The organism is Streptomyces sp. NPDC007205 (assembly GCF_040634095.1).
Taxonomy (GTDB): Bacteria; Actinomycetota; Actinomycetes; order Streptomycetales; family Streptomycetaceae; genus Streptomyces.
Genome location: NZ_JBEYEW010000019.1, coordinates 94,845 through 118,546, shown reverse-complemented (window position 1 = coordinate 118,546; position 23,702 = coordinate 94,845). Strand labels below are relative to the sequence as shown.

The following is a 23,702-nucleotide window of genomic DNA, read 5'->3' as shown; positions in this document are numbered from 1 at the left end:
GCAAGACTTGGCGCATGCGCATTGTGGTTCTGGCAGGCGGCATCGGCGGTGCCCGTTTCCTGCGCGGTCTGAAGCGGGCCGTGCCGGACGCGGACATCACGGTGATCGGCAACACCGGCGACGACATCCACCTCTTCGGGCTGAAGGTCTGCCCCGACCTGGACACGGTGATGTACACGCTGGGCGGCGGCATCAACGAGGAGCAGGGCTGGGGGCGGGCCGACGAGACCTTCCACCTCAAGGAGGAACTGGCGGCCTACGGGGTCGGACCCGAGTGGTTCGGCCTCGGTGACCGGGACTTCGCCACGCACATCGTGCGCACGCAGATGCTCGGCGCGGGCTATCCGCTCAGCGCCGTCACCGAGGCGCTGTGCGACCGCTGGCAGCCGGGCGTGAAGCTGATCCCGATGACCGACGACCGCGTGGAGACCCATGTGGCGGTCGAGGTGGACGGCGAGCGCAGGGCGGTGCACTTCCAGGAGTACTGGGTACGGCTGCGCGCCGAGGTCCCGGCGCAGGCGGTCGTGCCGGTCGGCGCCGAGCAGGCCAAGCCGGCGCCCGGCGTGCTGGAGGCCATCGCCCAGGCGGACGTCATCCTCTTCCCGCCGTCCAACCCCATCGTGTCCATCGGGACCATCCTCGCCGTGCCCGGCGTCCGGGAGGCGATCGCGGACGCGGGCGTGCCCGTGATCGGCCTGTCCCCCATCGTCGGGGACGCACCGGTGCGCGGCATGGCCGACAAGGTGCTCGCCGCGGTCGGCGTGGAGTCCACGGCCGCCGCGGTCGCCGAGCACTACGGCTCCGGCCTGCTGGACGGCTGGCTGGTCGACACCGTGGACGCGGCCACGGTCGAGCGGGTCGAGGCGGACGGCATCCGCTGCCGCGCCGTGCCGCTGATGATGACCGATGCCGACGCGGCGGCGCAGATGGCGCGCGAGGCGCTGGCGCTGGCCGAGGAGGTGCGGGGAGCGTGAGCGAGGAGCGCCCGCAGTACACGGTCCGGGCCCTGTCGGGCATCCCCGAGGTGCAGCCGGGCGACGACCTCGCCAAGCTGATCGCCGCCGCCGAGCCGGGCCTGGCCGACGGGGACGTGCTGCTCGTCACGTCCAAGATCGTCTCCAAGGCGGAGGGCCGGGTCGTCCAGGCGGCCGACCGGGAGGCGGCCATCGACGCCGAGACCGTCCGGGTCGTGGCCCGGCGTGGCGCGCTGCGCATCGTGGAGAACCGGCAGGGTCTGGTCATGGCCGCCGCCGGGGTCGACGCCTCCAACACCCCTGCCGGGACGGTGCTGTTGCTGCCCGAGGACCCGGACGCGTCCGCGCGGGCGATCCGCACGGGCCTGCGCGAGGCCCTCGGCGTCGACGTGGGTGTCGTCGTCACCGACACCTTCGGGCGGCCCTGGCGCGCGGGGCTCACGGATGTGGCGATCGGCGCCGCCGGCGTGCGTGTGCTCGACGATCTGCGCGGGGGAACGGACGGGCACGGCAATCCGCTCAGCGCGACCGTCGTGGCCACGGCGGACGAGCTGGCCGCCGCCGGCGACCTGGTCAAGGGCAAGGCGACGGGCCGGCCGGTGGCCGTGGTGCGCGGACTGCCGCACGTCGTGGACGGCGACGACGCCGAGGGCGCGCGGGCGCTGGTGCGCACCGCGCGGGACGACATGTTCCGGCTCGGCACGTCCGAGGCGGTCCGGGAGGCGGTGACCCGGCGGCGTACGGTCCGGGCCTTCACGGACGAGCCGGTGGATCCCGGCGCGGTACGGCGTGCGGTGGCGGCGGCGGTGACGGCACCGGCCCCGCACCACACCACGCCGTGGCGGTTCGTGCTGCTGGAGTCGGCGGAGTCCCGGACCCGGCTGCTGGACGCGATGCGGGACGCCTGGATCGCCGACCTGCGCCGGGACGGCAAGAGCGAGGAGTCCATCGCGAAACGGGTGCGCCGCGGGGACCTGCTCCGCAACGCGCCGTATCTGGTCGTGCCGTGCCTCGTCATGGACGGCTCGCACCACTACGGGGACGCGCGGCGGGACGGCGCCGAGCGGGAGATGTTCGTCGTCGCGACGGGCGCGGGCGTGCAGAACCTGCTGGTCGCGCTGGCCGGCGAGCGGCTGGGCTCGGCGTGGGTGTCCTCCACGATGTTCTGCCGGGACGTGGTGCGCGAGGTGCTCGCGCTGCCCGCGGACTGGGACCCGATGGGCGCGGTGGCGGTCGGGCATCCGGCCGAGGAGCCGGGACCGCGGCCGGAGCGGGACGCGGGGGCGTTCATCGAGGTGCGGTGACTTCGGCGTACGCGCTCCTTCGCGAGCGCCTAGTCTCGTAGGACGACACCGGCGGCACCGGCTCCCTAGGACCTCATTCGTGGCAGGACGTTTCGCTCAGCGGCCCACGCGTACGACGGTGCGCGGCGGCCATGCCGGCGTGCCCACGGGTGCCGGTGCCGGGATACCGCGGCAGGCGACGGGGCCGGGACGGGTACGGCGGTGGGTGCCGGAGGGACCGCTCGATCTGGGGCTGGTGCTCGGACCGTTGCGGCGCGGGCCCGCCGACCCCACGTTCCGGGCCACCGCGGACGGATCCGTGTGGCGGGCCTGCCGTACGCCCGCCGGGCCCGGCACGCTGCGGGTGCGCGCGTACGGCGGTGAGGTGCTCGGCGAGGCGTGGGGGCCGGGGGCGGAGTGGCTGCTGGACCGGTTGCCCGAGTGGCTCGGCGCGGCCGATGAGCCGGAGGCGTTCGTGCCCCGGCACCGGGTGGTGGCGCTGGCGCGGCATCGGCGGCCGGGGCTGCGGCTGACGCGGACGGGGCTGGTGCTGGAGTCCCTCATCCCGTCGGTGCTGGAGCAGAAGGTCACCACGGACGAGGCGTACCGGGCGTGGCGGCTGCTCGTGCGGCGGTTCGGGGAGCGGGCGCCGGGGCCGGCGGGGGCCGGGGAACGGCCGATGTCCGTGATGCCGGAACCGCGGACCTGGGCGCTGATTCCGTCCTGGGAGTGGCACCGGGCCGGGGTCGACGACAAACGGGCGTCCACGATTCTGCGGGCCGTGCGGGTCGCTGCACGGCTGGAGCAGGCGGTGGGGATGCCGGCGGCTGAGGCGCAGGCGCGGCTGGAGGTCGTACCGGGGGTGGGGCCGTGGACGTCGGCGGAGGTGGTGCAGCGCAGTCATGGGGCGGCGGATGCGGTGACGGTCGGGGACCTGCATCTGCCGGGCATCGTGGGGTGGGCGTTGGCGGGGGACCGGGATGCCGACGATGCGGGGATGCTGCGCTTGCTGGAGCCGTATGCCGGGCAGCGGCATCGGGCGGTTCGGCTGATCTTGTTGAGTGGGCGGGTGCCGGGGCGGAGGGCGCCGAAGATGCCTCGGGTGGACATCGGGTTGCTTTGATGTGACCTGCGCTGTGCGGTGGCGGGGCGGGGGCGGTTTTGCGCTTGCCCGCGCTTCAGGGGTGCCGCTGGCCCACCCGTGCCGACGGTGCTGCAGCTTCCCAGGGGCGCGGGGAACTGCGCGATCAGCCCCCACGCACCCGCGCCCGGCGACCGCCCCGACCATCCCGAGCGCCCCGACTGCCCCTCGCCACATGGGGGTCTGGGGGCGCAGCCCCCATGTGCCGTGCCCCCGGACAACCCGGAGTTACTGGTCGGACGAGAAGCGGAGCGCTCCCGCTGGGATGCGGGCGTCGCACCACACCCGTACTCCCTCGCGGAGCTCGTTGTCGGGGCCGACGACCGCGCCGTCGCCGATGACCGTGCCGGTGAGGACGGTGCGTTCGCCCACCCGGGCTCGGGTGCCGACGAGGGAGTCGGTGATGACCGCGCCCGGCTCGATGACGGCGCCGGGAAGGATGGTGGAGCCGAAGACCCGAGCGCCCTCGGCGACGAACGCGCCCTCGCCGACCACCGTGCCGCCGGTCAGCTTCGCGCCCGGCGCCACCGTGGCCGTGGGCAGGACCAGGCGGTCGCCGCAGCGGCCGGGGACCGCCGGGGAGGGCGCGCGGCCCAGGACCAGGTCGGCCGAGCCGCGGACGAAGGCCGCCGGGGTGCCGAGGTCCAGCCAGTACGTGGAGTCGACCATGCCCTGGAGATGGGCGCCCGCCGCAAGGAGGCCGGGGAACGTCTCGCGCTCCACCGAGACCGGGCGGCCCAGCGGGATCGTGTCGATGACCGAGCGGCGGAAGACGTACGCCCCCGCGTTGATCTGGTCGGTGACGATCTCCTCCGGCGTCTGCGGCTTCTCCAGGAAGGCCAGCACCCGGCCGGAGGAGTCCGTGGGGACCAGGCCGTAGGCCCTCGGGTCCGTCACCTTCGTCAGGTGCAGCGAGACGTCGGCGGACGTCGACTCGTGCGTGTCCACCAGCGCCTTGATGTCCAGGCCCGTCAGGATGTCGCCGTTGAAGATCAGCACCGGGTCGTCGGGGCCGGAGTGCAGGCGGGAGGCGACGTTGCGGATGGCGCCGCCCGTGCCGAGGGGTTCCTCCTCGGTCACGTACTCGATGTGCAGACCGAGCGCGGAGCCGTCGCCGAAGTACGGCTCGAAGACCTCGGCCAGATAGCTGGTGGCGAGGACGATGTGGTCCACGCCCGCCGCCTTGGCGCGCGCCAGCTGGTGCGTGAGGAACGGCACCCCGGCGGCCGGGACCATGGGCTTGGGCGTGTGCACCGTCAGCGGACGCAGCCGGGTGCCTTTGCCGCCGACCAGGAGGATCGCTTCTGTCACCTGTCGTCTCTGCTTCCTGCCGGGACCGGCCGAACTGCTCGTTCCACTCGTTTCGGCCGGTCAGTGTACGCAGACCGTAGCGGCGACGCCCTTGACAACCACGCGTTTTCGCCCGAGATCGGTGTGAGAACGGTGTGAGACCGGCGGGCCCCCCGAGACGGCACCGAACGTGCTCCCCGGCCGCGTCAGCGCCCCTGGTAGTGCGCCGCGCTGGAACGGGCCTTGCCGAGCTTGGCATACAGCCGCTTGCCGGGGCACTCGGTGGCGTATCCGTCCCGATGACCGGAGATCACGTTCAGTCGTACCTTCTTACCTTTGGGGTAGAGGTTGCCACCGGCCGACGTGAGATATGTCCTGCCACGCGGATTGACCCCGTAGAGCCCAAGCTTCCACGCGGTGAGCCGGGCGACGGCCGTCACCGCGGCCTTCGACGGCTTCGTCGAACCGTATGTGCCGATCACGCCGATGCCCATGGTGTCGGTGTTGAAGCCGGCGGTGTGCGCGCCGAGGACCGCCTTCGCCGCGCCGCCGGCCCGGCCTTCGTAGATGGTTCCGCACTTGTCGACGAGGAAGTTGTAGCCCATGTCCCGCCAGCCCATGCTCGTGACGTGGTAGCGGTAGATACTGCGGATGACGGAGGGGGCCTGGGAGCAGGAGTACTTGTTGCCCGAGGCCGTGTGGTGCACGAAGGCCGCCTTGACCTTCTTGGCGTAGACGAACCCGCGTTGGCGCAGTGACTCGTCCGCGCCCCAGCCGCGGCGCGTGACGATCCGCGGGCGCGGCCCGATGTGCGGCTTGCCCCGCACCGGCCCCTGCAGGCGGGTGAGTTCCCGCTCGGTGGCCCCCTTGCTCAGCGCCGGGATCTGCAGGGCGCCGAAGCCGGTGATGTCGGTGTTGGCGGCCGAGGCCTCCCGCGCCGCGGCCGTGTGCAGACCGGTGTGCGGCGCGTCGGCCGGCGCGCCCGCGGGCGGCGCCTGGTCGCCGGGGTCGACGAGTTCCAGGCGCAGCCCCGACGGCAACGGCGGCCGCGACGGCCGCGGCTCGCCCTTACGGTCGCCCCGCGCATCGGTACGGCGGCCCCCCGCGCCCGTGCCAGCGGCGCGGACCCGTACGTCCACGCCGTCCGCATCGCCGACCCACAGCGGTGCGGTCGCCCCGCGCACCCGCCGGGCGTCCCGTTCCGCCGTGCCCGGGTCGGCGCCGTGGTCGTCGTTGTGCGTCTCGAGGTCCTGCCAGCCGGACCACTCCCCCGTCCCGGCCGACCGGGTGCGCACCTGGACCCGGCCGCGCAGTTCGCTGCCCGGGTCGCGCCAGACGACCCCGACCAGCGAGAAGTGCTCGCCTTCGGGCCGGTACAGCCCCTGCTCCGGGGCGGTGCCGAGGACGCGCTCGCCGGAGAGCGGGACGAGCGGCAGCGAGCGGGTGCTTCCGGGGACCGCGGCATCGGTGGCGCTCGGGGCGACGACAGCGGGTGCGGGCGCGGCGGACGCGGGCGGGGGCAGCGCGAGTGCGAGGGCCGCGGCGCAGGGCACGCCGATCGAGCAGACGGCGATCGACGGTGTACCGGGGGACGGTGCGCCGATGGACGAAGTCAGGAATCCACGCATGCTGACGATCCTGAACATAGTCATACAAATCTGTCCAACGGTGAACTGACGGCCCGTCGGCAACCGTTGCGCCGAACCGGTGCCCCCACCGCACGCTGTGCGCGTCCGCCCGCGCGTACCCTTTCCCGGGTGAACGCCACCGATCGCACCCCTGCCGACCTGCTGGCTTCCGCGCTCGCCGCGGACCCCGGCCGCCCGCTGGTGACCTTCTACGACGACGCCACGGGCGAACGCGTCGAACTGTCCGTGGCCACCTTCGCCAATTGGGTGGCCAAGACCGCGAACCTCCTCCAGGGCGACCTCTCCGCCGGGCCCGGTGACCGGGTCGCGCTGCTGCTGCCCGCGCACTGGCAGACGGCGGCGTGGCTGCTGGCCTGTTCGTCGGTGGGCGCGGTCGCGGACCTCGGCGGGGACCCGGCCGCCGCGGATGTCGTCGTCAGCGGGCCGGATGCGCTGGACGCGGCGCGGGCGTGCCGCGGGGAGCGGGTCGCGCTCGCGCTGCGGCCGCTGGGCGGGCGGTTCCCCCAGCCTCCCGAGGGATTCGTCGACTACGCCGTGGAAGTGCCGGGGCAGGGTGACCGGTTCATGCCGTTCGCTCCGGTGGATGCGCAGGAGGCCGCGCTGATCGTGGCCGGGCGGGAGTTCAGTGGGGCGGAGGTCGTCGAGCGGGCGTTGGCGGAGGCGCCTGCGCTGGAACTGACGGGGCCGGGGTCGAGGTTGCTGTCGGGGCTGTCGTACGACACGTGGGAGGGGGTCGCTGCGGGGTTGTACGCGCCGTTGGCCGTCGGGGGGTCGGTGGTGTTGTGCCGGCATCTGGAGCGGCTGGACGAGGAGGCGCTCGGCAAGCGGGTGGAGAGCGAGCGGGTGACTGCGGTGCGCCGCTGAGAAGGGGGGCAAGGAACTGCCGTTCCCCCGGTTGGAGCAGCAAAGGGCGCTGTCGCACCCCTTCCCCCGTCATCGTCGTAAGAGCAGGACATGACGCTCGTACGCCATGAGGGGGTGCCCCGGCCGTGACCGACTCCGCTCGCAAGGTTTCCGGTACCGGCCGGCGGCGGTGGGTGAAGGGGGCGGCGTTCGGGCTGGCCCTGCTCGTCGCGGCCGCCGCGGGGACCGGCTGGGCCGTCTACGCCAAGCTCAGTGCGAACATCACCCCGGACGAGGCGGCCGCCCGTGAACTGGCCCGGTACGAGCGGGAGCGGCCCACCGCGCTGGTGCGGGGGGCGCAGAACATCCTGCTGATCGGGTCCGACACGCGGGCCGGGGACGGGAACTCCGCGTACGGGCGGGATCTGGGCAGCGAGCGGTCGGACACGACGATCCTGCTGCATCTGGCCGCCGACCGGCGCAGCGCCACCGCCGTGTCGCTGCCGAGGGATCTGATGGTGGACATCCCCGGCTGCCGGCAGCAGGACGGCAGCCGCAGCCTGCCGGTGTTCGCGATGTTCAACCACGCGTTCCAGGTGGGCGGTTCGGCGTGCACGATCCGGACGGTCGAAAAGCTGACGGACATTCGGATCGACCATCACGTGGTCGTGGACTTCAGCGGCTTCAAGGAGATGGTGGACGCCGTCGACGGGGTGCAGGTCTGCCTGAAGGAGCCCGTCGACGACAAGGCGGCCAAGCTGAAGCTGCCCGCGGGGAAGGTCGTGCTCGACGGGGAGCAGGCGCTCGGGTATGTGCGGGCCCGCAAGTCGCTCGGCGACGGCAGCGACACCGAGCGGATGGAACGCCAGCAGCGGTTCCTCGGCGCGCTGGTCGACAAGGTGCAGAGCAACGACGTCCTGCTGAACCCGGTGAAGCTGTATCCGGTGCTGGACGCGGCGACCTCCTCGCTGACCGCCGATCCGGAACTGGCCAGTCTGCGCGGCTTGTACCAGTTGGTGCGCGGACTGCGCGGCATCCCCACCGAACGGGTGCAGTTCCTGACCGTACCGAGGGAGTCGTACGTCTACGACGCCAACCGTGACCAGCTCGTGGAGCCGGAAGCCGAGCGGCTGTTCGCACGGCTGCGGACCGACCAGCCCGTGGCGGTGGCCCGGACGACGCCGCAGGACGCGTCGGGGGCGGACGGCAAGAGCGACCCCTCGCCCGCGCCCACGTTCCGGGGGAACACCGCCGCCGAACACAGCTGCGAGTAATGCGCACATCAAGACACCGAACCTCTATCCAGGAAATGCGCCGGATTGCCCAGTTGTAGGAAGGTGGAATTTGTCACCGGCGTCGCTCGACGCTGAACTGGGCGGATAGGGTGAGCGACCCGGTGCACCTGACCGCGAGGTCCGTCCTGGGGTCGTGCACTGTTTCACCGAGACCCGAGCGCCTTGGGGGAAGGCGCCGCGTGGCCCCGACGGAGGATTCGGACAACCGTGGACGCGCAAGGCCGTGGGCGGGCGGACAACATCGACCCCGCAGATCAGTGGGTGCTCAATCCGAACACCGGCGAATACGAACTGCGACTGGGCCCTTCCGCAGCGCAGTCGTCGGTCCCCAGTCCCCGCAGACCCGCTCCCGGTGACAACGCGCGTGGGCCGCGCCGCCGTGATGACGCGGCGCCCGGCGCGGCCCGTGAGACGCGCCAGGCGCGCGGCGGTGACGTGCCGGCGCCGCGCTCGGCCCGGCGGCGGGGCGGCGAGCCGGAGACGCCGCAGGGCCGGCGGGCGGCCCGGCGGCCGGTGAAGAAGAAGTCCAAGGCGAAGAAGGTGCTGGTGTGGACCGCCGGCGGCACGGCGTTCGTACTGGTCGCCATCGGCACCGCCGGCTATCTGTACCTCAAGCACCTCGAGGGCAACGTCACCACGACGGACGTCGGCAGCGCCGCCAAGGACGGCTTCAGCAAGGACGACGCCTTCAACATCCTGATCATCGGCACCGACAAACGCACCGGCAAGGGCAACGAGGGCTACGGCGACAAGGGCAGCGTCGGGCACGCCGACACCAACATCCTGCTGCACGTCTCCAAGGACCGGACCAACGCGACCGCGCTCAGCATTCCGCGCGACCTGATCGTGAACGTGCCGGACTGCCCGACCAAGCAGCCGGACGGCAGCGAGAAGGTCATCCCCGGCACGGACAACGTGCGCTTCAACACCAGCCTGGGCCAGGACGGCCGCGACCCCGGCTGCACCATGCGCACCGTGCAGGAAGTCACCGGGATCGTGCCGGACCACTTCATGATGGTCGACTTCAACGCGGTGAAGACGCTGACGACGGCGGTCGGCGGGGTGGATGTGTGTCTCGCCCACGCGGTGAACGACAAGGACTCGCACCTGAACCTGCCCGCGGGCGAGCACAAGATCGAGGGCGAGCAGGCCCTGGCCTTCGTCCGGACCCGGCACAGCTGGGGCAACCAGGGCGACCTGGACCGGATCAAGGTGCAGCAGCAGTTCATGGCCTCGCTGATGCGCAAGATGTCCTCCAGCGACACGCTGACCAACCCGAGCAAGCTGATCGACCTCGCCGAGGCCGCCACGAAGGCGCTGACCGTCGACAAGGGCATCGGCAACGTGGGCACGCTCAAGGACATCGCGCTGGAGCTGAAGAAGGTACCGCCGAAGAACATCTCGTTCGTGACGGTGCCCGTGATCGACAACCCGGCCGACGGCGTCGTCCACAAGACCGTCATCGTCAACCAGACCACCGCTCCCCAGGTCTTCGACGCGATCAAGAACGACGTCTCCTTCACCGAGGTGAAGAAGAAGCAGAAGGCGGAGAAGGACGCGGAGGCCGCACGCCTCAAGGGCAGCCGGTCCGCGCCCTCCGACGTCCGGGTGCGGATCCTCAACGGCGGTGCCGACGCCGGCAGCGCGCAGGAGACCCTGTCCTGGCTGCAGACCAAGGAGGGCGTGCTCAAGTCCGAGAACGCGGGCAACGCGCCGGCGCCGCTGGACCGGACCACCCTTGAGTACGCGCCCGACCAGGCCGCTCAGGCACGGGAGTTGGCCCACCTGATGGGCCTGCCCGGTGCCGCGCTCAAGCCCGGCAGGAGCGTGACCAACTCCCAGGGCCTGCCGGCGATGACGCTGACCCTGGGCAAGGACTTCAAGGGCGCGGGGGTCCTCCTCACCGGTCCCTCGAAGGCACCGTCGGTCGACAAGTCGACGGCGGACAAGGTCCAGTGCGCCAGCTGAGATGAGAGCCGGGAAGGGCCCCTCCCCGGTGTGGAGAGGGGCCCTTCCGGATGTCCGGGCGGGGGCACCGCAGCCGTTCAGTGTGCGGCGGGCACCGCCGGTCGCCGTGCCGCGATGACCTTCCTGGCCAGTGACTTCGGGCTGGTCAGAAAGCCCCAGCCCCACGACATGTGCATGGTGGCCAGGGCCACCGGTATCTGCAGCCGGGCCTTCAGGGGCAGCCCCCTGCCCGCCGGGACCGAGCCCGCGACGATCGCCGCGAGATAGCCGCCGGGGACGACGAAGCCCCACGGGGTGAGCGCCGCGCCGACCACGATCCCGGCGGCGACCGCGCACACCGCCGCCGGCGGGGCGAGATAGCGCAGGTTGATGGAGCCGGAGTGGTAGCGGGCGACGACGTGCCGCCAGCGGCCGTAGTCCTTGTACTGCTTGGCGAGAGCGCGCACGCTCGGCCGCGGCCGGTACGACACCTTCAGCTCGGGCGAGAACCAGATCAGGCCGCCCGCCTCACGGATGCGGAAGTTCAGCTCCCAGTCCTGGGCGCGGATGAACTCCTCGTTGTATCCGCCCTGCTGTTCCAGGGCCTCGCGGCGGAACACACCGAGGTAGACGGTCTCGGCGGGGGCCGCCTCGCCGCCGGTGTGGAAGGCGGCGTTGCCGACACCGATCTTCGAGGTCATCGCGGCGGCGACCGCGTGCTCCCAGTCGTTCTCGCCCTCGGCGTGCATGAGGCCGCCGACGTTCTGCGCGCCGGTCTCCTCCAGGAGCCGCACGGCGGTGGCGATGTAGTTGGGCGAGAGCATGCCGTGGCCGTCGACACGCACCACGATCGGATGCCGTGAGGCCTTGATCGCCGCGTTCAGCGCGGCGGGGGTGCGGCCGGTGGGGTTCGGGACGGTGTGCACACGCGCGTCTTCGGCCACGAGCTGGGCCGCGATCTCGTCCGTGCGGTCCGTGGACGGACCGAGGGCGACGACGACCTCCATCTCGCCGGCGTACTCCTGCGCGAGGATCGCCTGGACGGCCGCGCGCAGATGCCGCTCCTCGTTGAGGACGGGCATGATCACGGAAACAGCGGGGAGCTGCACGTCGGGCTTGGCGTTCATAGGGGCCTCACGTTACCGCGAACGGGGGACACCGGTGCGCGCCGCAGGGGCGTAGGACCGGGCTGGAGATCGTATCGGCCTACGGTGCTCACGGATCCCACGTACGGCCTCGTCCGGAGGTGTCCCCTTTGGCCAGCCCGCCTCGGTCCCCTGCGCGTCCGCAGCGCCGACCGCAGCCGTCCCGCCATGTGCCGCGCCCGCCCGAGCGGCCCGTGCGGTCCGTCCGGCCGCCCCGGCCCCGGCCCCGCTGGGCCATGCGGGCGGTGACCACGCTGTCGGTGGTGGTGCTCGCCTCCGCCGGGATCGGGCACGCGGTGATGAGCAGCCTGGACGCGGGCATCGCCCGGGTCGACGCCTTCAAGGACATGAAGAACCGCCCGCGTGCGGGCCACGGCACGAACGTCCTGCTGGTCGGCACCGACGGCCGGGACCGGATCACCGAGCAGCAACGGCGGGCGTACCGGCTGGGCGGGGCGCCCTGCCACTGCACCGACACCATGATGATCGTGCACATCTCGGAGAACCGGGACCGGGCCACCGTGGTGAGCCTGCCCCGCGACTCCTACGCCGAGGTGCCCGCGCACACCGACCCGGCCACCGGACTGCCGCACGGACCGCATCCGATCAGGCTCAACGCGGCCTACGCCGAGGGCGGCCCCCAGCTGACCGTGCGCACGGTGGAGAACATGACCCATGTGAAGATCGACCACTATCTGGAGGTCGACTTCGCCAGCTTCATGAAGACCGTGGACGTCCTCGGCGGGGTCCCCGTGTGTACGACGACACCGCTGAAGGACTCCTACACCGGCCTCGACCTCGCCCCCGGCACACATACCCTCATGGGCGGTCAGGCCCTGCAGTACGTGCGGGCCCGGCACATCGACGGGGCGAGCGACCTGGGCCGGATGAAGCGGCAGCAGCAGTTCCTGGCCGAGCTGATCGACAGGGCCACCTCCTCGGGGGTGCTGCTGAACCCGATGCGGTTCCGGGACGTGACCCGGGCGGTGCTCGGCTCGGTCCGCGCCGACGTGGGGTTCGGCACCGACGAGCTGCTCGACCTCGGCCGGGCCATGCGGAACCTCTCCCCGTCCTCCTCCGAGTTCACCACCGTGCCCATCGCGCAGCTGAACTACCAGGTCAAGGGCATCGGCTCGACCCTGAAGTGGGACGAGGCCAGGACGGCCCAGCTCTTCGCGTCCCTGCGCGACGACAAGCCGCTCACCGCGGACCGCCCGCAGCACGGCCCGTCGGCTGCACCGGTCGAGGTGGATCCGCGGCAGATCCGGGTCCTGGTGGCGAACGGCACCGGCACGGCCGGCCTGGCCAAACGGGTCGACGCGGCGCTCGCGGCGACCGGCTTCGCCACCACCCACCAGCCGGTGGACGCCCCCGCCCACGTGCCGCGCACGGTCATCTCGTACGACCCCCGCTGGGACCGCTCCGCCCGCTCCCTGGCCACCGCCCTGCCCGGCGCCGAGCTGAGCCCCGTACCGGGCCAGGGGCCACTGCTGAAGGTGATCGCCGGGGCCGACTTCAAGGACGTGCGCAAGGTCCGCTTCGACGACCCGCAGCAGCCGCAGCAGAACGTGGTGCGCGGCAACGAGGTGGTGTGCTGAGCGCTCCGCCGTGCGTACAGCGGGCCGCTCCCCCTCAGTCCTGCCCAGGCCCCCTCAGTGGTCCTCAGTCCTCGTAGCCTTCGGCGGCGCGCCGCTCCCGCAGCTCGCGGATCGCGCGGCGGCGGGCCAGGCGGTGGGTGCGGCGGATCTGGGCCTCCTGGTAGCGGCGGCGGTCACGGTCGGTCTCCGCGAGCACCGGCGGCACCCGGCGCGGCTTGCCGTCGGCGTCGACGGCGGCGAAGACCAGATAGGCGGAACCGACCTGGGTGGGCGGGGTCGACTCGTTCCAGCGCTCGGCGAGGACGCGCACACCGACCTCCATGGAGGTCCGGCCGGTCCAGTTCACCTGTGCCTTCACATGGACCAGGTCGCCGACGCGGACCGGTTCCAGGAAGGCCATCTCGTCCATGGACGCGGTGACGGCGGGGCCGCCGGAGTGCCGGCCGGCCACGGCGCCCGCCGCGTCGTCGACCAGCTTCATGATCACACCGCCGTGCACCGTCCCCAGCAGGTTGGTGTCGCTGTGGGTCATGATGTGGCTGAGAGTGGTGCGCGAGGCGGAGGTCGGCTTGCCGGGGATGTCCGGTTCGATGTCCGGATCCGCGTCCGTGGCCTGGTCTGTCATGCCCTCCACCTTATGCCGAAGTGACAATCGCGGAATTTGTGTCAGCTTCGCAACAGCGGCGCTCTTATTTTCCGACAGCCCTTGTACGGCACACCGCGGCGCCCTGCACACTGGGGCGCATGAATGACTGGCCCGAGGGATGGTCCGACGACAACCGCGGCCCGCGGTACGGACGCGGCAGTGGCGGCGCGCAGCCGGAGAGCGCCCGCGTGATGCGTCAGGTGCGGCGCGGCCCGGGGGTGCCGCCCGGGCAGCGCTCGTACGGCGATCCCGGCCCGTCGGCACCGCCGTACGGGGCCGGTGTCCCGCAGCAGCCGTCGTACGTGGACGGCCGGGGATATGACGAGGGCGCCGGTTACGACAGCGGTTACAACACCGGCCAGGTCTACGGCGGCGGGCACCGCGGCGGCGGCTTCGGACCCGACGACCCGGACCCGGACACCGGCCGGTACCGGCCGCGCCCGAACTGGCGCCGCCGGATCAAGTGGACCGCGATCACCCTGGGGACCGTGCTGGTCGTCACCTCGGTCGCGACCTACTTCTGGGCCGACTCCAAGCTGCGCCGCGAGGTCGACCTGTCCACGGTCATCGACCGGCCCGCCTCGGGCTCCGGCACGAACTATCTGATCGTCGGCTCGGACAGCCGTGAGGGCATGTCCAAGGCGGACGAGAAGAAGCTGCACACGGGCAGCGCCGAGGGCAAGCGCACCGACTCGATGATGATCCTGCACGTCGGCGACAACGGCGACACGCTGGTCTCGCTGCCGCGCGACTCGAACGTGACCGTCCCGTCGTTCAAGGGGACGTCCGGCAAGACCTACCCGGCCACGGGCCGGCAGGAGAAGCTCAACGCGACCTACGCCGAGGACGGCCCGACCCTGCTGGTCCGCACGATCGAGGCCAACACCGGTCTGCACATCGACCACTATGTGGAGATCGGCTTCCAGGGCTTCGCCAGCATCGTGGACGCGGTGGGCGGCGTCGAGATCAATATCGACAAGGGCTTCAAGGACAAGTGGTCCGGCGCCGACTTCAAGGCCGGCAACCAGACCCTGAACGGCCAGCAGGCCCTCGCCTTCGTCCGCACCCGGCACGCCTTCGCCGCCTCCGACCTGCAGCGCACCAAGAACCAGCAGAAGTTCCTGTCGGCACTGGCCCACCAGGTGGCCACGCCGTCCACGGTGCTCAACCCCTTCACGTTCTACCCGGTCATGGGCGCGGGCCTGGACTCCCTGATCGTCGACAAGGACATGTCCCTGTGGGACCTGGCCTCGATGTTCTGGGCGATGAAGGGCGTCCAGGGCGGTGACGGCACGTCGTTGAACATGCCGGTCTCCGGTTCCGTCGGCGGCAACCTCGTCTGGGACAAGGCGAAGGTGAAGACGCTCGTCAACGAGCTGAACAACGACGAGAAGGTGACGGTCACCGGCAACTAGGCGGCCGGAAGCCTGTCCACGGTCACGCCCCCGGGACCACCGGCGTCATGACCGGGTAAAGCATGGGCCAAAGCACGCCTCCCATTCGCCGCATACCAGACCAGTCGGACGGTTGTACGCGCGTGGGGTTTGTCACCGCTGCGTCCAGGCGCTGAACTGTGCGCATAGTGTGTGCGATCCGGTGCGGAACTGCCGTGACATCGTGCACCGTTCGACCGACTGCACTGAGGGTCTTTGGGGGGCGACTCGTCGCGCGGCCCCGACGGAGGGCGAAGCGACCGTGGACACGCAGGACCGTGGGCGGGGGGACGGCATCGCCCCGTCGGAACACCGGGTACCGCTGCACGCCCCCCGTGCGAAGCGCACTTCACGACGTCGGCGTGCCCACGCGTGAGCCCGCCGATGTCACGGGCCGTTCGGCGTCCGCCCTGAAGCCCGGCGAGGACCGGACCGATGCAACAGGGGCTGCCTGCAGGGATGCTGAGTACCCGTCAGGACTGCCGGGACGGTGCCGTGCCTCCCGGGCAGCCCGCGAAGGCACCGAGCCGCCGAGGTGAAGCCGACGGCCGACGAAGTCACATGTGCCCTGTGACGTCCGGGCTTCCTTCTGCGTCTAACTGAACGCAGCGCCACGGGGCGGCCCTGGGCCGGCCCCGCGCTTCGGCCGGTGCCCGGCGACCGGGGCACGGTCGACAGACAACGACAGGGGCGCCGTACACCTCCGGAGGACGGTGGGCGCGCAACGAAGCCGCGGTGTAAGGGTGCCGAGGGCGGGAAGGCAGGAGATGGCACACAGCAGCGTGGACCAGGAAGGGGCGGTGCCGCGGGCTCGGCACGCCGGCGAACCCGGTGCGGAGAGCGAGGCGGAGGGCGGGCGGAGCGCCCGCAGGCGGAGCGGCGGACGCAGACGTCGTCCGGAGCCCGGATCGCCGAAGCCCAAGCGCCGGATACTGCGCTGGTCGGCGTTGACCCTGGCGGTCGTCATACTCGGCACCGCCGGCGCGGCTTACCTCTACTACGAGCACCTCAACGCCAACATCCAGAAGGACAAGCTGAACCTGGGCGACTCCGATGTGCCCGAGGCGACCCCCAACGCCGCCGGCCAGACACCGCTGAACGTCCTGCTGATCGGCTCGGACAGCCGGAACAGCGCGGCGGACGTGGCGCTCGGAGGGGCCAAGCAGGAGGCGGGCCGCCCGGGGCTCGCGGACGTACAGATGCTGGTGCACGTGTCCGCCGACCGCACCAACATGTCCGTGGTCAGCCTGCCCCGCGACACGGAGATCCCGATCCCCAGGTGCACCGACCCGCACAACGGCCACAAGTACCCGGCGCTCTCCCTCGCCATGGCGAACGAGTCGCTGGCCCGCGGCGGCCCCGGCTGCACGGTCGCCACCTGGCAGAAGCTGACCAACATCCACATCGACCACTTCATGATGGTCGACTTCTCCGGCGTGGTCGACATGGCGGACGCCATCGGCGGTGTCCCGGTGTGCGTCAAGCAGAACGTCTGGTCGCACACCTCCAGCGGTCACGGCTCGGGCCTGAAGCTGAAGAAGGGCACCACGTACGTCAAGGGCGAGCAGGCCCTGCAGTGGCTGCGCACCCGCTACGGCTTCGAGGACGGCACCGACCTCGGCCGTACCCACGCCCAGCACATGTACATGAACGCGATGGTGCGCCAGCTGCGCGAGAAGGCGACGCTGGACAACCCCGGCGCGATGCGTGACCTGGCGGAGACCGCGACGAAGGCACTCAAGGTCGACGAGGGCCTGGGGACGATCAAGAAGCTGTACGACCTGTCCGAGGAGTTCAAGCGGGTCCCCACCAAGCGCATCACGATGACGACGCTGCCGACCGTGGAGTGGTCGCAGGACAAAGACCGGCTCGTGCCCGCGCCCCAGGACGCCGACCAGCTCATCTCGATGGTCCGTGACGACACCCCGCTGGACGGACGCGGCGTGAAGAAGAAGGCCGAGGAGAAGGCGAAGACCCCCGCGGACCCGGACGGCAGGATCGCGGTGCAGGTCCGCAACGGCACCGGAACGGACGGCCAGGCCCCGGCGCAGCAGCGGGCGCTCGCGGTCGTCCAGATCCTTCAGGGCAAGGGGTTCGCCCGGGCCGCGGCGGACTCCACGCCCGCCTCGCAGGCCAAGACCACCGTCCTGTATCCCAGCGCCGATCTGGAAGGCGACGCCCAAGCGGTGGCCCAGGCGCTCGGGGTACCGCTGAAGCAGGTGCAGAAGTCGACCGACGTCTCGGGTGTCACGCTGCTCGTGGGCGCCGACTGGCGCACCGGCACCGCGTACAAGGCGCCCTCCCAGCCGACGAAGGCCCCCACGTCGGCGGCCGTGCTCCCCGGCGACCAGAAGGGCGCCTGCATGGAGGTCCAGAAGGGCTTCACCTGGTGAGCGGGGCCCGGTGAGCGGAGCCCGGTGAGCGGGGCGTACCCCCGGTGAGGGACCGCGACCCGAAGGGAGTCGCGGCCCCCGCGGCGGGCGTCACATCTTGGCGCCCGCCATCGCACGACAGGTCTCCGCACAGCGGCGACACGCCTCCGCGCAGCGCATCATCTGCTGGTCGTCGGGCATGGACATACACGCCTCGGCGCACATGTCGCACACCTTGGCGCAGACCATGCACATCTCGCCGGACATGGGCGAGCGGCGCATCATCATGTCGGCGCACATGCGGGTCGTCTCGGAGCAGTCCATCAGCGCACGCATGACCTGCATCTGCTGCTGGCCGCCCTTCTGCATGCAGGAGCTCATGGTCTCCTCGCACATGCTGTGGCAGTTCATGCACGCCTCGATGCAGTCCTGCATCTGCGGCGTGAGGGCAGGCATCGTCTGGGACTGGGTCATGGCTCCTCCTCGGAGGCGGGGACCCGGGACGGGTCCCGTGTGCTTCCGTCCTACGTCCCCACGGCATACCCCGCATGTGACCGACCGGTCGGCAGGTGTGCCCGGACAGCGGAAAGGCGCCCCGGAGGGCGCCTTCCCCGAAGAACCGTGCGGCGCCGGCCGTTACGGCAGGTTGCGGGCCATGACGATCCGCTGAACCTGATTCGTGCCCTCATAAATCTGCGTGATCTTGGCGTCGCGCATCATCCGCTCCACCGGGTAGTCGCGCGTGTAGCCGTAGCCGCCGAGCAGCTGGACGGCGTCCGTGGTGACCTCCATGGCCACGTCCGAGGCGAAGCACTTGGCGGCGGCGCCCAGGTAGGTGAGGTCGGCGTCGCCGCGCTCGGAGGCGGCGGCGGCCTGGTAGGTGAGGGCGCGGGCCGCCGAGATCTTCATCGACATGTCGGCGAGCATGAACTGGATGCCCTGGAAGTCGGCGATCGCCTTGCCGAACTGCTTGCGCTCCTGGACGTAGCCCTTGGCGTAGTCGAGGGCGCCCTGGGCGACACCGAGCGCCTGCGCGGCGATGGTGATGCGGGTGTGGTCCAGGGTCTTCATCGCGGTCGCGAAGCCGGTGCCCTCCTCGCCGATCATGCGGTCGGCGGGGATGCGGACGTTGTCGAAGTAGACCTCGCGGGTCGGGGAGCCCTTGATGCCGAGCTTCTTCTCCGGGGCGCCGAAGGACACGCCCGGGTCGGACTTCTCGACGACGAAGGCGGAGATGCCCTTGGAGCGCTTCTCCGGGTCGGTCACGGCCATGACCGTGTAGTACTCCGACACGCCGGCGTTGGTGATCCAGCGCTTGACGCCGTTGAGGATCCAGTGGTCGCCGTCGCGGACCGCCCTGGTCTTCATGCCGGCCGCGTCCGAGCCCGCCTCCGGCTCGGACAGGCAGTACGAGAACATCGCGTCGCCCTTGGCCAGCGGGGTCAGGTACTTCTTCTTCAATTCCTCGCCGCCGGAGAGGATCACCGGGAGGGAGCCCAGCTTGTTCACGGCGGGGATGAGGGAGGAGGACACGCAGGCGCGGGCCACCTCCTCGATCACGATGACCGTGGCGAGCGCGTCGGCGCCGGCGCCGCCGTACTCCTCGGGGACGTGCACCGCGTGCAGGTCGCCTGCGACGAGGGCGTCGAGGGCCTCCTGCGGGAAGCGGGCCTCCTCGTCCACCGCCGCGGCGAACGGCGCGATCTTCGCCTCGACCAGGGAACGGACGGCGTCCCGGAGCATGTCGTGCTCCTCGGACGGGCGGTACAGGTCGAAGTCAGCCGATCCGGCCACGGTCTCTCACGCTCCAAAGACGCAGTGATACTGACGCTAATTACCGTTAAGTAACTCAAATTTTAGAGGGCGGCCCGGGGGACGCCTACGTGAGCTTGGCGACAGCGGGGAAATTGCCCGGTGGACGGCCCGACTATGCTCGGCTCCGCATCACCGACGTACCCCGATCTGGAGCACATCCATGAGCCTGAAGATCACCGTGATCGGCACCGGCTACCTAGGCGCCACGCACGCCGCGGCCATGGCCGAGCTGGGATTCGAGGTGCTGGGGCTCGATGTCGTACCCGAGAAGATCGCCATGCTGGAGCGCGGCGAGACCCCGATGTACGAGCCGGGGCTGGAGGAGCTGCTGCGCAAGCACGTCCCGGGCTTCGAGGGCTCCACGGGGCGGCTGCGGTTCACCACCGACTGGGCCGAGGTCGGCGCTTTCGGCGACGTCCACTTCGTGTGTGTGAACACGCCGCAGAAGCACGGCGAGTACGCCTGCGACATGGGGTACGTCGACGCCGCGATCTCCTCGCTCGCCCCGCATCTGCACGGCCCGGCCCTGGTCGTCGGCAAGTCGACCGTGCCGGTGGGCTCCGCCGACCGGCTGGCCCGCTACCTCGCCGGGCACGCCCCGGCGGGCGGGGACGCCGAGCTGGCCTGGAACCCGGAGTTCCTGCGCGAGGGCTTCGCCGTGCAGGACACCCTGCACCCGGACCGGATCGTGGCGGGCGTGCGCAGCGAGCGGGCCGAGAAGCTGCTGCGCGAGGTGTACGCCACGCCGATCGGCGAGGGCACGCCGTTCGTCGTGACCGACTTCCCCACCGCGGAGCTGGTGAAGACGGCCGCGAACTCCTTCCTCGCCACGAAGATCTCCTTCATCAACGCGATGGCGGAGGTGTGCGAGGCCGCGGGCGGTGACGTGGCGAAGCTGGCGGAGGCCATCGGGCACGACGACCGGATCGGGGCGAAGTTCCTGCGCGCCGGGATCGGCTTCGGCGGCGGCTGTCTGCCGAAGGACATCCGGGCGTTCATGGCGCGGGCCGGCGAGCTGGGCGCGGACCAGGCGCTGACCTTCCTGCGTGAGATCGACTCCATCAACATGCGCCGGCGCGGCCAGATGGTGGAAATGACCCGGGAGGCGCTCGGCGGCGGTTCCTTCCTCGGCAAGCGGGTCGCGGTGCTCGGCGCCACGTTCAAGCCCGACTCGGACGACGTGCGTGACTCGCCGGCGCTGAACGTGGCCGGCCAGATCCACCTCCAGGGCGGCCAGGTCACCGTGTACGACCCGAAGGGCATGGAGAACGCCCGCCGGATCTTCCCCACCCTCGGGTACGCCGACTCGGCGCTGGACGCGGTCCGGGGCGCCGATGTCGTCCTGCACCTCACCGAGTGGCGGGAGTTCCGCGAGCTGGACCCGGCGGCGCTCGGCGAGGCAGCGGCGGACCGGGTGATCCTGGACGGCCGCAACACGCTCGACCCGGAGCTGTGGCGCCGGGCGGGCTGGACGTACCGGGCGATGGGCCGCCCGACGGCCTGAGGGCCTGAGGAGATGGGGCCACACGGGTGACGCCGGTTCGGCCGAGGCTCAGTCGGCCGAACCGGCGTCTTCCGCATTCTGCACCAAGGAGCTGTGCGTCACGCACCCTTCGCCCGGTAGCGCCGCATCTTCGCGCGCGCCCCGCACACCTGCATCGAGCACCAGCGGCCACGTCCGGCGGGGCTGCGGTCGTAGTAGGCCCAGTGGCAGGTCTCGGCCTCGCAGGCCTTGAGCCGCATCCAGGTGCCTTCCGTCAGGCCCTCGGCGACGGCCGCGGCAACGCGGCAGAGCAGGGGACCGCCGGGGGCGGGGGCCAGCGCCGCGGAGCCGTCCCGCTCGTCGACGGCGACGTACAGGGGGGCGCGGGACAGCAGCTCGCCGAGCGGGGTCACCGCCCGGTGCGCCGGGTGCCCGGCGTGCGCGAGCAGCACGGCCCGCAGCGACTCCCGCAGCTCCCGTGCCTCCTCGAGCCCGTCTTCGGTGATCCCGAAGCGCTCCCGGCCCGCCTCGGTGTCCAGCGTGTCCGTGCCGGCTTCGATGTCCAGCGTGTTGACCAGGGACTCGACCAGCGCGAGGGCTCCGGGAGCGGCCGATCTCTCACTCATGCTTGCGACGTTACCCCCCATGCGGGAGCATGCAGTAACCGTTACTGGTTACCCCTTGCTACGGGTAACCCTCCTGCAGGTAACCCGAGGAGGTAGTCATGGCTCTCGCCAAGCTCGACGTCGTGGTGCTGGACTGTCCCGACCCCCATGCGCTGGCCGGCTTCTACGCCGCGGTGCTGGGCGGCACGGTGGAGGCGAACTGCGACGACAGCGGCGAGTGGGTGTACCTGAAGGTGCCCGGCGGCCCGGCGCTGGCCTTCCAGGAGGCGCCGGGGCACGTGCCGCCGAAGTGGCCCTCGCCGGACGGCTCGCAGCAGTTCCATCTGGACCTGGTCGTGGAGGACCTGGACGCGGCGGAGAAGGGGGTGCTGGAGCTGGGGGCGCGCCCCCTGGACACCGAGGACCGCGAGCGGACCTTCCGTGTGTACGCCGATCCGGCGGGGCACCCGTTCTGCCTGTGCGCCTGCTGAGCCGTCCGAAGGAGGAGATCATGGCGTCCGTCGCCCGATTCCGTTCCGTCGTCCTCGACTGTCCCGATCCGCACGCGCTGGCCGCGTTCTACGCGGCGGTGGCCGGGGGCACCCCGCAGGCCGAGGACGACGACTGGGTCGTGCTGAAGGTCCCGGACGGGCCGCGGCTGGCCTTCCAGCGGGCCGAGGGGTACACCCCGCCGGAGTGGCCGCGCGCGGACCGCAACAGCCAGCAGTTCCACCTCGACTTCGACGCGGGCAAGACCTGGGCGGAGGTCGACGCGGCCCATGAGCGGGTGCTCGCGCTGGGCGCCCGGCCGCTGGATCTGGAGGACCGGGAGAAGAAGGACTTCCAGGTGTATGCCGATCCGGCCGGGCATCCGTTCTGTCTGTGCCGGATCGAGTGAGACGTCCGGGGTGGTCCGCTCAGCTCTCGCCGGCCGTGCGGTCACCATGTACGTGGGCAGGGCCGAGGGCTACAACGACTACCCCACCCTGGACGGTCAGGCGGCGCCGTTGTCGAGTGACTCGATGGTGGCGTTGGAGGGCGCGCGCGTGGCCTGAAGGCCGCGGGCCACGTCCTCCGCCGCGCCCAGCACCCGCACCGCGTTCTGCCAGGTCAGCTTGGCCAGGTCGGCCTTGGACCAGCCGCGGTCCAGCAGTTCGGCGAGCAGGTTCGGGTAGCCGGAGACGTCGCTGAGGCCGTCCGGGGTGAACGCGGTGCCGTCGTAGTCGCCGCCGATGCCCAGGTGGTCGATGCCGGCCACCTCGCGCATGTGGTCCAGATGGTCCGCGATCGTGGACACCGTGGCGACCGGGCGCGGGCTGCGCTCCTCGAAGGCACGGTGCAGTCTCATCGCCTCGGCGCCGGTGTCCAGGTGGTGGAAGCCGTGGGCGCGCAGGTTCTCGTCGGCCGCGGCTGTCCAGTCCACGGCCGCCTGGAGCACGAACTTCGGCACGAACGTCACCATCGCCACCCCGCCGTTGGCGGGCAGCCGCTCCAGGACGTCGTCGGGGATGTTGCGCGGGTGGTCGCAGACCGCGCGGGACGAGGAGTGCGAGAAGACCACCGGCGCGGAGGTCGCGTCCAGCGCGTCCCGCATCGTCGTCGCCGCCACGTGCGAGAGGTCGACCAGCATGCCGAGCCGGTTCATCTCGCGGACGACCTCGCGGCCGAAGGCGGTCAGGCCGCCGGCCTTCGGCTCGTCGGTCGCGGAGTCCGCCCAGTCCACATTGGAGTTGTGGGTGAGCGTCATGTAGCGCACGCCCAGCGCGTACAGGCCGCGCAGGGTGCCGAGCGAGTTGGCGATGGAGTGGCCGCCCTCGGCGCCCATCAGGGAGGCGATACGGCCGTCCCGGCGCGCCGCCGCCATGTCACCGGCGGTCAGCGCGGGCGCCAGATCCGCCGGGTAGCGGGCCAGCAGCTGCCGTACGCAGTCGATCTGCTCCAGCGTCGCCGCCACCGGCTCCGGCTGCTCGCAGGGCACGTACACCGACCAGTACTGGGCCCCGACCCCGCCCTCGCGCAGCCGCGGGAGGTCGGTGTGCAGATGCGCGTTCTGGCGGCCGGCGATGTCCAGCTTGTCCAGGTCGTAGCCGGCCTTCTTGCGCAGCGCCCACGGCAGGTCGTTGTGGCCGTCGACGACCGGGAACTCACGCAGCAGCGCGCGGGCCTCGTCCAGGGAGGTCATC

At 71.6% G+C, this 23,702-nt stretch carries 20 protein-coding genes; 12 read left to right on the top strand and 8 right to left on the bottom strand.

The genetic code is table 11. The annotated features are described in order from the left end of the window. Positions 1-14: 14 nt before the first annotated feature. The 3 genes from cofD to ABZ624_RS27855 all read left to right on the top strand — a co-directional run bounded on the left by cofD (position 15) and on the right by ABZ624_RS27855 (position 3,380). On the top strand, positions 15-974 hold the full coding sequence (gene cofD / locus ABZ624_RS27865; protein ID WP_360094510.1) for a 2-phospho-L-lactate transferase: 960 nt from the start codon (positions 15-17) through the stop codon (positions 972-974). Further along, positions 971-2,278, top strand: coding sequence for a coenzyme F420-0:L-glutamate ligase (locus ABZ624_RS27860; protein WP_360094507.1), 1,308 nt, complete (start codon positions 971-973; stop codon positions 2,276-2,278). The genes cofD and ABZ624_RS27860 overlap by 4 nt, the downstream gene beginning before the upstream one ends. 79 nt (positions 2,279-2,357) lie before the next feature. Further along, complete coding sequence (locus ABZ624_RS27855) at positions 2,358-3,380, top strand: DNA-3-methyladenine glycosylase 2 family protein (protein WP_360094504.1); 1,023 nt, start codon at positions 2,358-2,360, stop codon at positions 3,378-3,380. 246 nt (positions 3,381-3,626) lie between these two features. Here ABZ624_RS27855 and ABZ624_RS27850 read toward each other — a convergent pair whose 3' ends face one another. Both ABZ624_RS27850 and ABZ624_RS27845 read right to left on the bottom strand, forming a co-directional pair. Beyond that, on the bottom strand, positions 3,627-4,709 hold the full coding sequence (locus ABZ624_RS27850; protein ID WP_360094501.1) for an NDP-sugar synthase: 1,083 nt from the start codon (positions 4,707-4,709) through the stop codon (positions 3,627-3,629). 185 nt (positions 4,710-4,894) lie between these two features. Then, positions 4,895-6,334: a peptidoglycan recognition protein gene (locus tag ABZ624_RS27845; RefSeq protein ID WP_360094576.1), complete on the bottom strand. Its 1,440-nt coding sequence runs from the start codon at positions 6,332-6,334 to the stop codon at positions 4,895-4,897. 111 nt (positions 6,335-6,445) lie between these two features. Between ABZ624_RS27845 and ABZ624_RS27840 the strand changes: the two genes are divergently transcribed. The 3 genes from ABZ624_RS27840 to ABZ624_RS27830 all read left to right on the top strand — a co-directional run bounded on the left by ABZ624_RS27840 (position 6,446) and on the right by ABZ624_RS27830 (position 10,443). Continuing rightward, positions 6,446-7,201 carry a TIGR03089 family protein gene (locus ABZ624_RS27840; protein ID WP_360094498.1) on the top strand — a complete coding sequence of 252 codons (756 nt, stop codon included), beginning with the start codon at positions 6,446-6,448 and terminating at the stop codon, positions 7,199-7,201. A gap of 125 nt (positions 7,202-7,326) precedes the next feature. Further along, entirely contained in the window at positions 7,327-8,454 is a 1,128-nt protein-coding gene (locus ABZ624_RS27835) for an LCP family protein (RefSeq protein WP_360094495.1), read from the top strand. A gap of 228 nt (positions 8,455-8,682) precedes the next feature. Beyond that, positions 8,683-10,443, top strand: coding sequence for an LCP family protein (locus ABZ624_RS27830; protein WP_360094492.1), 1,761 nt, complete (start codon positions 8,683-8,685; stop codon positions 10,441-10,443). Positions 10,444-10,520: 77 nt separating this feature from the next. On the opposite strand, the gene ABZ624_RS27825 is transcribed toward ABZ624_RS27830, so the two are convergent. Next, positions 10,521-11,549: a glycosyltransferase family 2 protein gene (locus ABZ624_RS27825; RefSeq protein ID WP_360094489.1), complete on the bottom strand. Its 1,029-nt coding sequence runs from the start codon at positions 11,547-11,549 to the stop codon at positions 10,521-10,523. 254 nt (positions 11,550-11,803) lie between these two features. Here ABZ624_RS27825 and ABZ624_RS27820 point away from each other — a divergent pair, with 254 nt between their 5' ends. Continuing rightward, positions 11,804-13,165 (top strand): LCP family protein, encoded by a 1,362-nt coding sequence (locus ABZ624_RS27820; RefSeq protein ID WP_360094486.1) that lies wholly within the window; start codon positions 11,804-11,806, stop codon positions 13,163-13,165. Positions 13,166-13,229: 64 nt separating this feature from the next. Here ABZ624_RS27820 and ABZ624_RS27815 read toward each other — a convergent pair whose 3' ends face one another. Next, a complete protein-coding gene (locus ABZ624_RS27815) occupies positions 13,230-13,790 on the bottom strand; it encodes an acyl-CoA thioesterase (protein ID WP_360094483.1) in 561 nt (186 codons plus the stop codon). A gap of 119 nt (positions 13,791-13,909) precedes the next feature. On the opposite strand from ABZ624_RS27815, the gene ABZ624_RS27810 reads away from it, so the two are divergent. Together ABZ624_RS27810 and ABZ624_RS27805 are read left to right on the top strand one after the other, a co-directional pair. After that, positions 13,910-15,226 carry an LCP family protein gene (locus tag ABZ624_RS27810; protein ID WP_360094480.1) on the top strand — a complete coding sequence of 439 codons (1,317 nt, stop codon included), beginning with the start codon at positions 13,910-13,912 and terminating at the stop codon, positions 15,224-15,226. 785 nt (positions 15,227-16,011) lie between these two features. Next, on the top strand, positions 16,012-17,637 hold the full coding sequence (locus ABZ624_RS27805; protein WP_360094477.1) for an LCP family protein: 1,626 nt from the start codon (positions 16,012-16,014) through the stop codon (positions 17,635-17,637). A gap of 90 nt (positions 17,638-17,727) precedes the next feature. Here ABZ624_RS27805 and ABZ624_RS27800 read toward each other — a convergent pair whose 3' ends face one another. Together ABZ624_RS27800 and ABZ624_RS27795 are read right to left on the bottom strand one after the other, a co-directional pair. Further along, positions 17,728-18,090, bottom strand: a complete 363-nt coding sequence (locus ABZ624_RS27800) for a four-helix bundle copper-binding protein (RefSeq protein ID WP_360094474.1) — start codon at positions 18,088-18,090, stop codon at positions 17,728-17,730. A gap of 162 nt (positions 18,091-18,252) precedes the next feature. Further along, positions 18,253-19,410, bottom strand: a complete 1,158-nt coding sequence (locus ABZ624_RS27795) for an acyl-CoA dehydrogenase family protein (RefSeq protein ID WP_360094471.1) — start codon at positions 19,408-19,410, stop codon at positions 18,253-18,255. Between the two features lie 181 nt (positions 19,411-19,591). Between ABZ624_RS27795 and ABZ624_RS27790 the strand changes: the two genes are divergently transcribed. Continuing rightward, complete coding sequence (locus ABZ624_RS27790) at positions 19,592-20,935, top strand: UDP-glucose/GDP-mannose dehydrogenase family protein (RefSeq protein WP_360094468.1); 1,344 nt, start codon at positions 19,592-19,594, stop codon at positions 20,933-20,935. 98 nt (positions 20,936-21,033) lie between these two features. On the opposite strand, the gene ABZ624_RS27785 is transcribed toward ABZ624_RS27790, so the two are convergent. Continuing rightward, positions 21,034-21,540 carry a CGNR zinc finger domain-containing protein gene (locus tag ABZ624_RS27785; RefSeq protein ID WP_360094465.1) on the bottom strand — a complete coding sequence of 169 codons (507 nt, stop codon included), beginning with the start codon at positions 21,538-21,540 and terminating at the stop codon, positions 21,034-21,036. Between the two features lie 98 nt (positions 21,541-21,638). Between ABZ624_RS27785 and ABZ624_RS27780 the strand changes: the two genes are divergently transcribed. After that, a complete protein-coding gene (locus ABZ624_RS27780) occupies positions 21,639-22,010 on the top strand; it encodes a VOC family protein (RefSeq protein ID WP_360094462.1) in 372 nt (123 codons plus the stop codon). Between the two features lie 20 nt (positions 22,011-22,030). After that, positions 22,031-22,417 (top strand): VOC family protein, encoded by a 387-nt coding sequence (locus ABZ624_RS27775; RefSeq protein ID WP_360094459.1) that lies wholly within the window; start codon positions 22,031-22,033, stop codon positions 22,415-22,417. Between the two features lie 96 nt (positions 22,418-22,513). Here the strand turns inward: ABZ624_RS27775 and ABZ624_RS27770 are convergent, their stop codons facing one another. After that, entirely contained in the window at positions 22,514-23,701 is a 1,188-nt protein-coding gene (locus tag ABZ624_RS27770; protein ID WP_360094456.1) for a dipeptidase, read from the bottom strand. Position 23,702: the final 1 nt, after the last annotated feature.

Coding starts and splice junctions, on each gene's coding strand:
- ABZ624_RS27790 (WP_360094468.1), top strand. CDS start 19,592: ATGAGCCTGAAGATCACCGTGATCGGCACCGGCTACCTAGGCGCCACG.
- cofD (WP_360094510.1), top strand. CDS start 15: ATGCGCATTGTGGTTCTGGCAGGCGGCATCGGCGGTGCCCGTTTCCTG.
- ABZ624_RS27800 (WP_360094474.1), bottom strand. CDS start 18,090: ATGACCCAGTCCCAGACGATGCCTGCCCTCACGCCGCAGATGCAGGAC.
- ABZ624_RS27770 (WP_360094456.1), bottom strand. CDS start 23,701: ATGACCTCCCTGGACGAGGCCCGCGCGCTGCTGCGTGAGTTCCCGGTC.
- ABZ624_RS27785 (WP_360094465.1), bottom strand. CDS start 21,540: ATGAGTGAGAGATCGGCCGCTCCCGGAGCCCTCGCGCTGGTCGAGTCC.
- ABZ624_RS27775 (WP_360094459.1), top strand. CDS start 22,031: ATGGCGTCCGTCGCCCGATTCCGTTCCGTCGTCCTCGACTGTCCCGAT.
- ABZ624_RS27780 (WP_360094462.1), top strand. CDS start 21,639: ATGGCTCTCGCCAAGCTCGACGTCGTGGTGCTGGACTGTCCCGACCCC.
- ABZ624_RS27805 (WP_360094477.1), top strand. CDS start 16,012: ATGGCACACAGCAGCGTGGACCAGGAAGGGGCGGTGCCGCGGGCTCGG.
- ABZ624_RS27820 (WP_360094486.1), top strand. CDS start 11,804: ATGCGGGCGGTGACCACGCTGTCGGTGGTGGTGCTCGCCTCCGCCGGG.
- ABZ624_RS27810 (WP_360094480.1), top strand. CDS start 13,910: ATGAATGACTGGCCCGAGGGATGGTCCGACGACAACCGCGGCCCGCGG.
- ABZ624_RS27845 (WP_360094576.1), bottom strand. CDS start 6,334: ATGTTCAGGATCGTCAGCATGCGTGGATTCCTGACTTCGTCCATCGGC.
- ABZ624_RS27825 (WP_360094489.1), bottom strand. CDS start 11,549: ATGAACGCCAAGCCCGACGTGCAGCTCCCCGCTGTTTCCGTGATCATG.
- ABZ624_RS27815 (WP_360094483.1), bottom strand. CDS start 13,790: ATGACAGACCAGGCCACGGACGCGGATCCGGACATCGAACCGGACATC.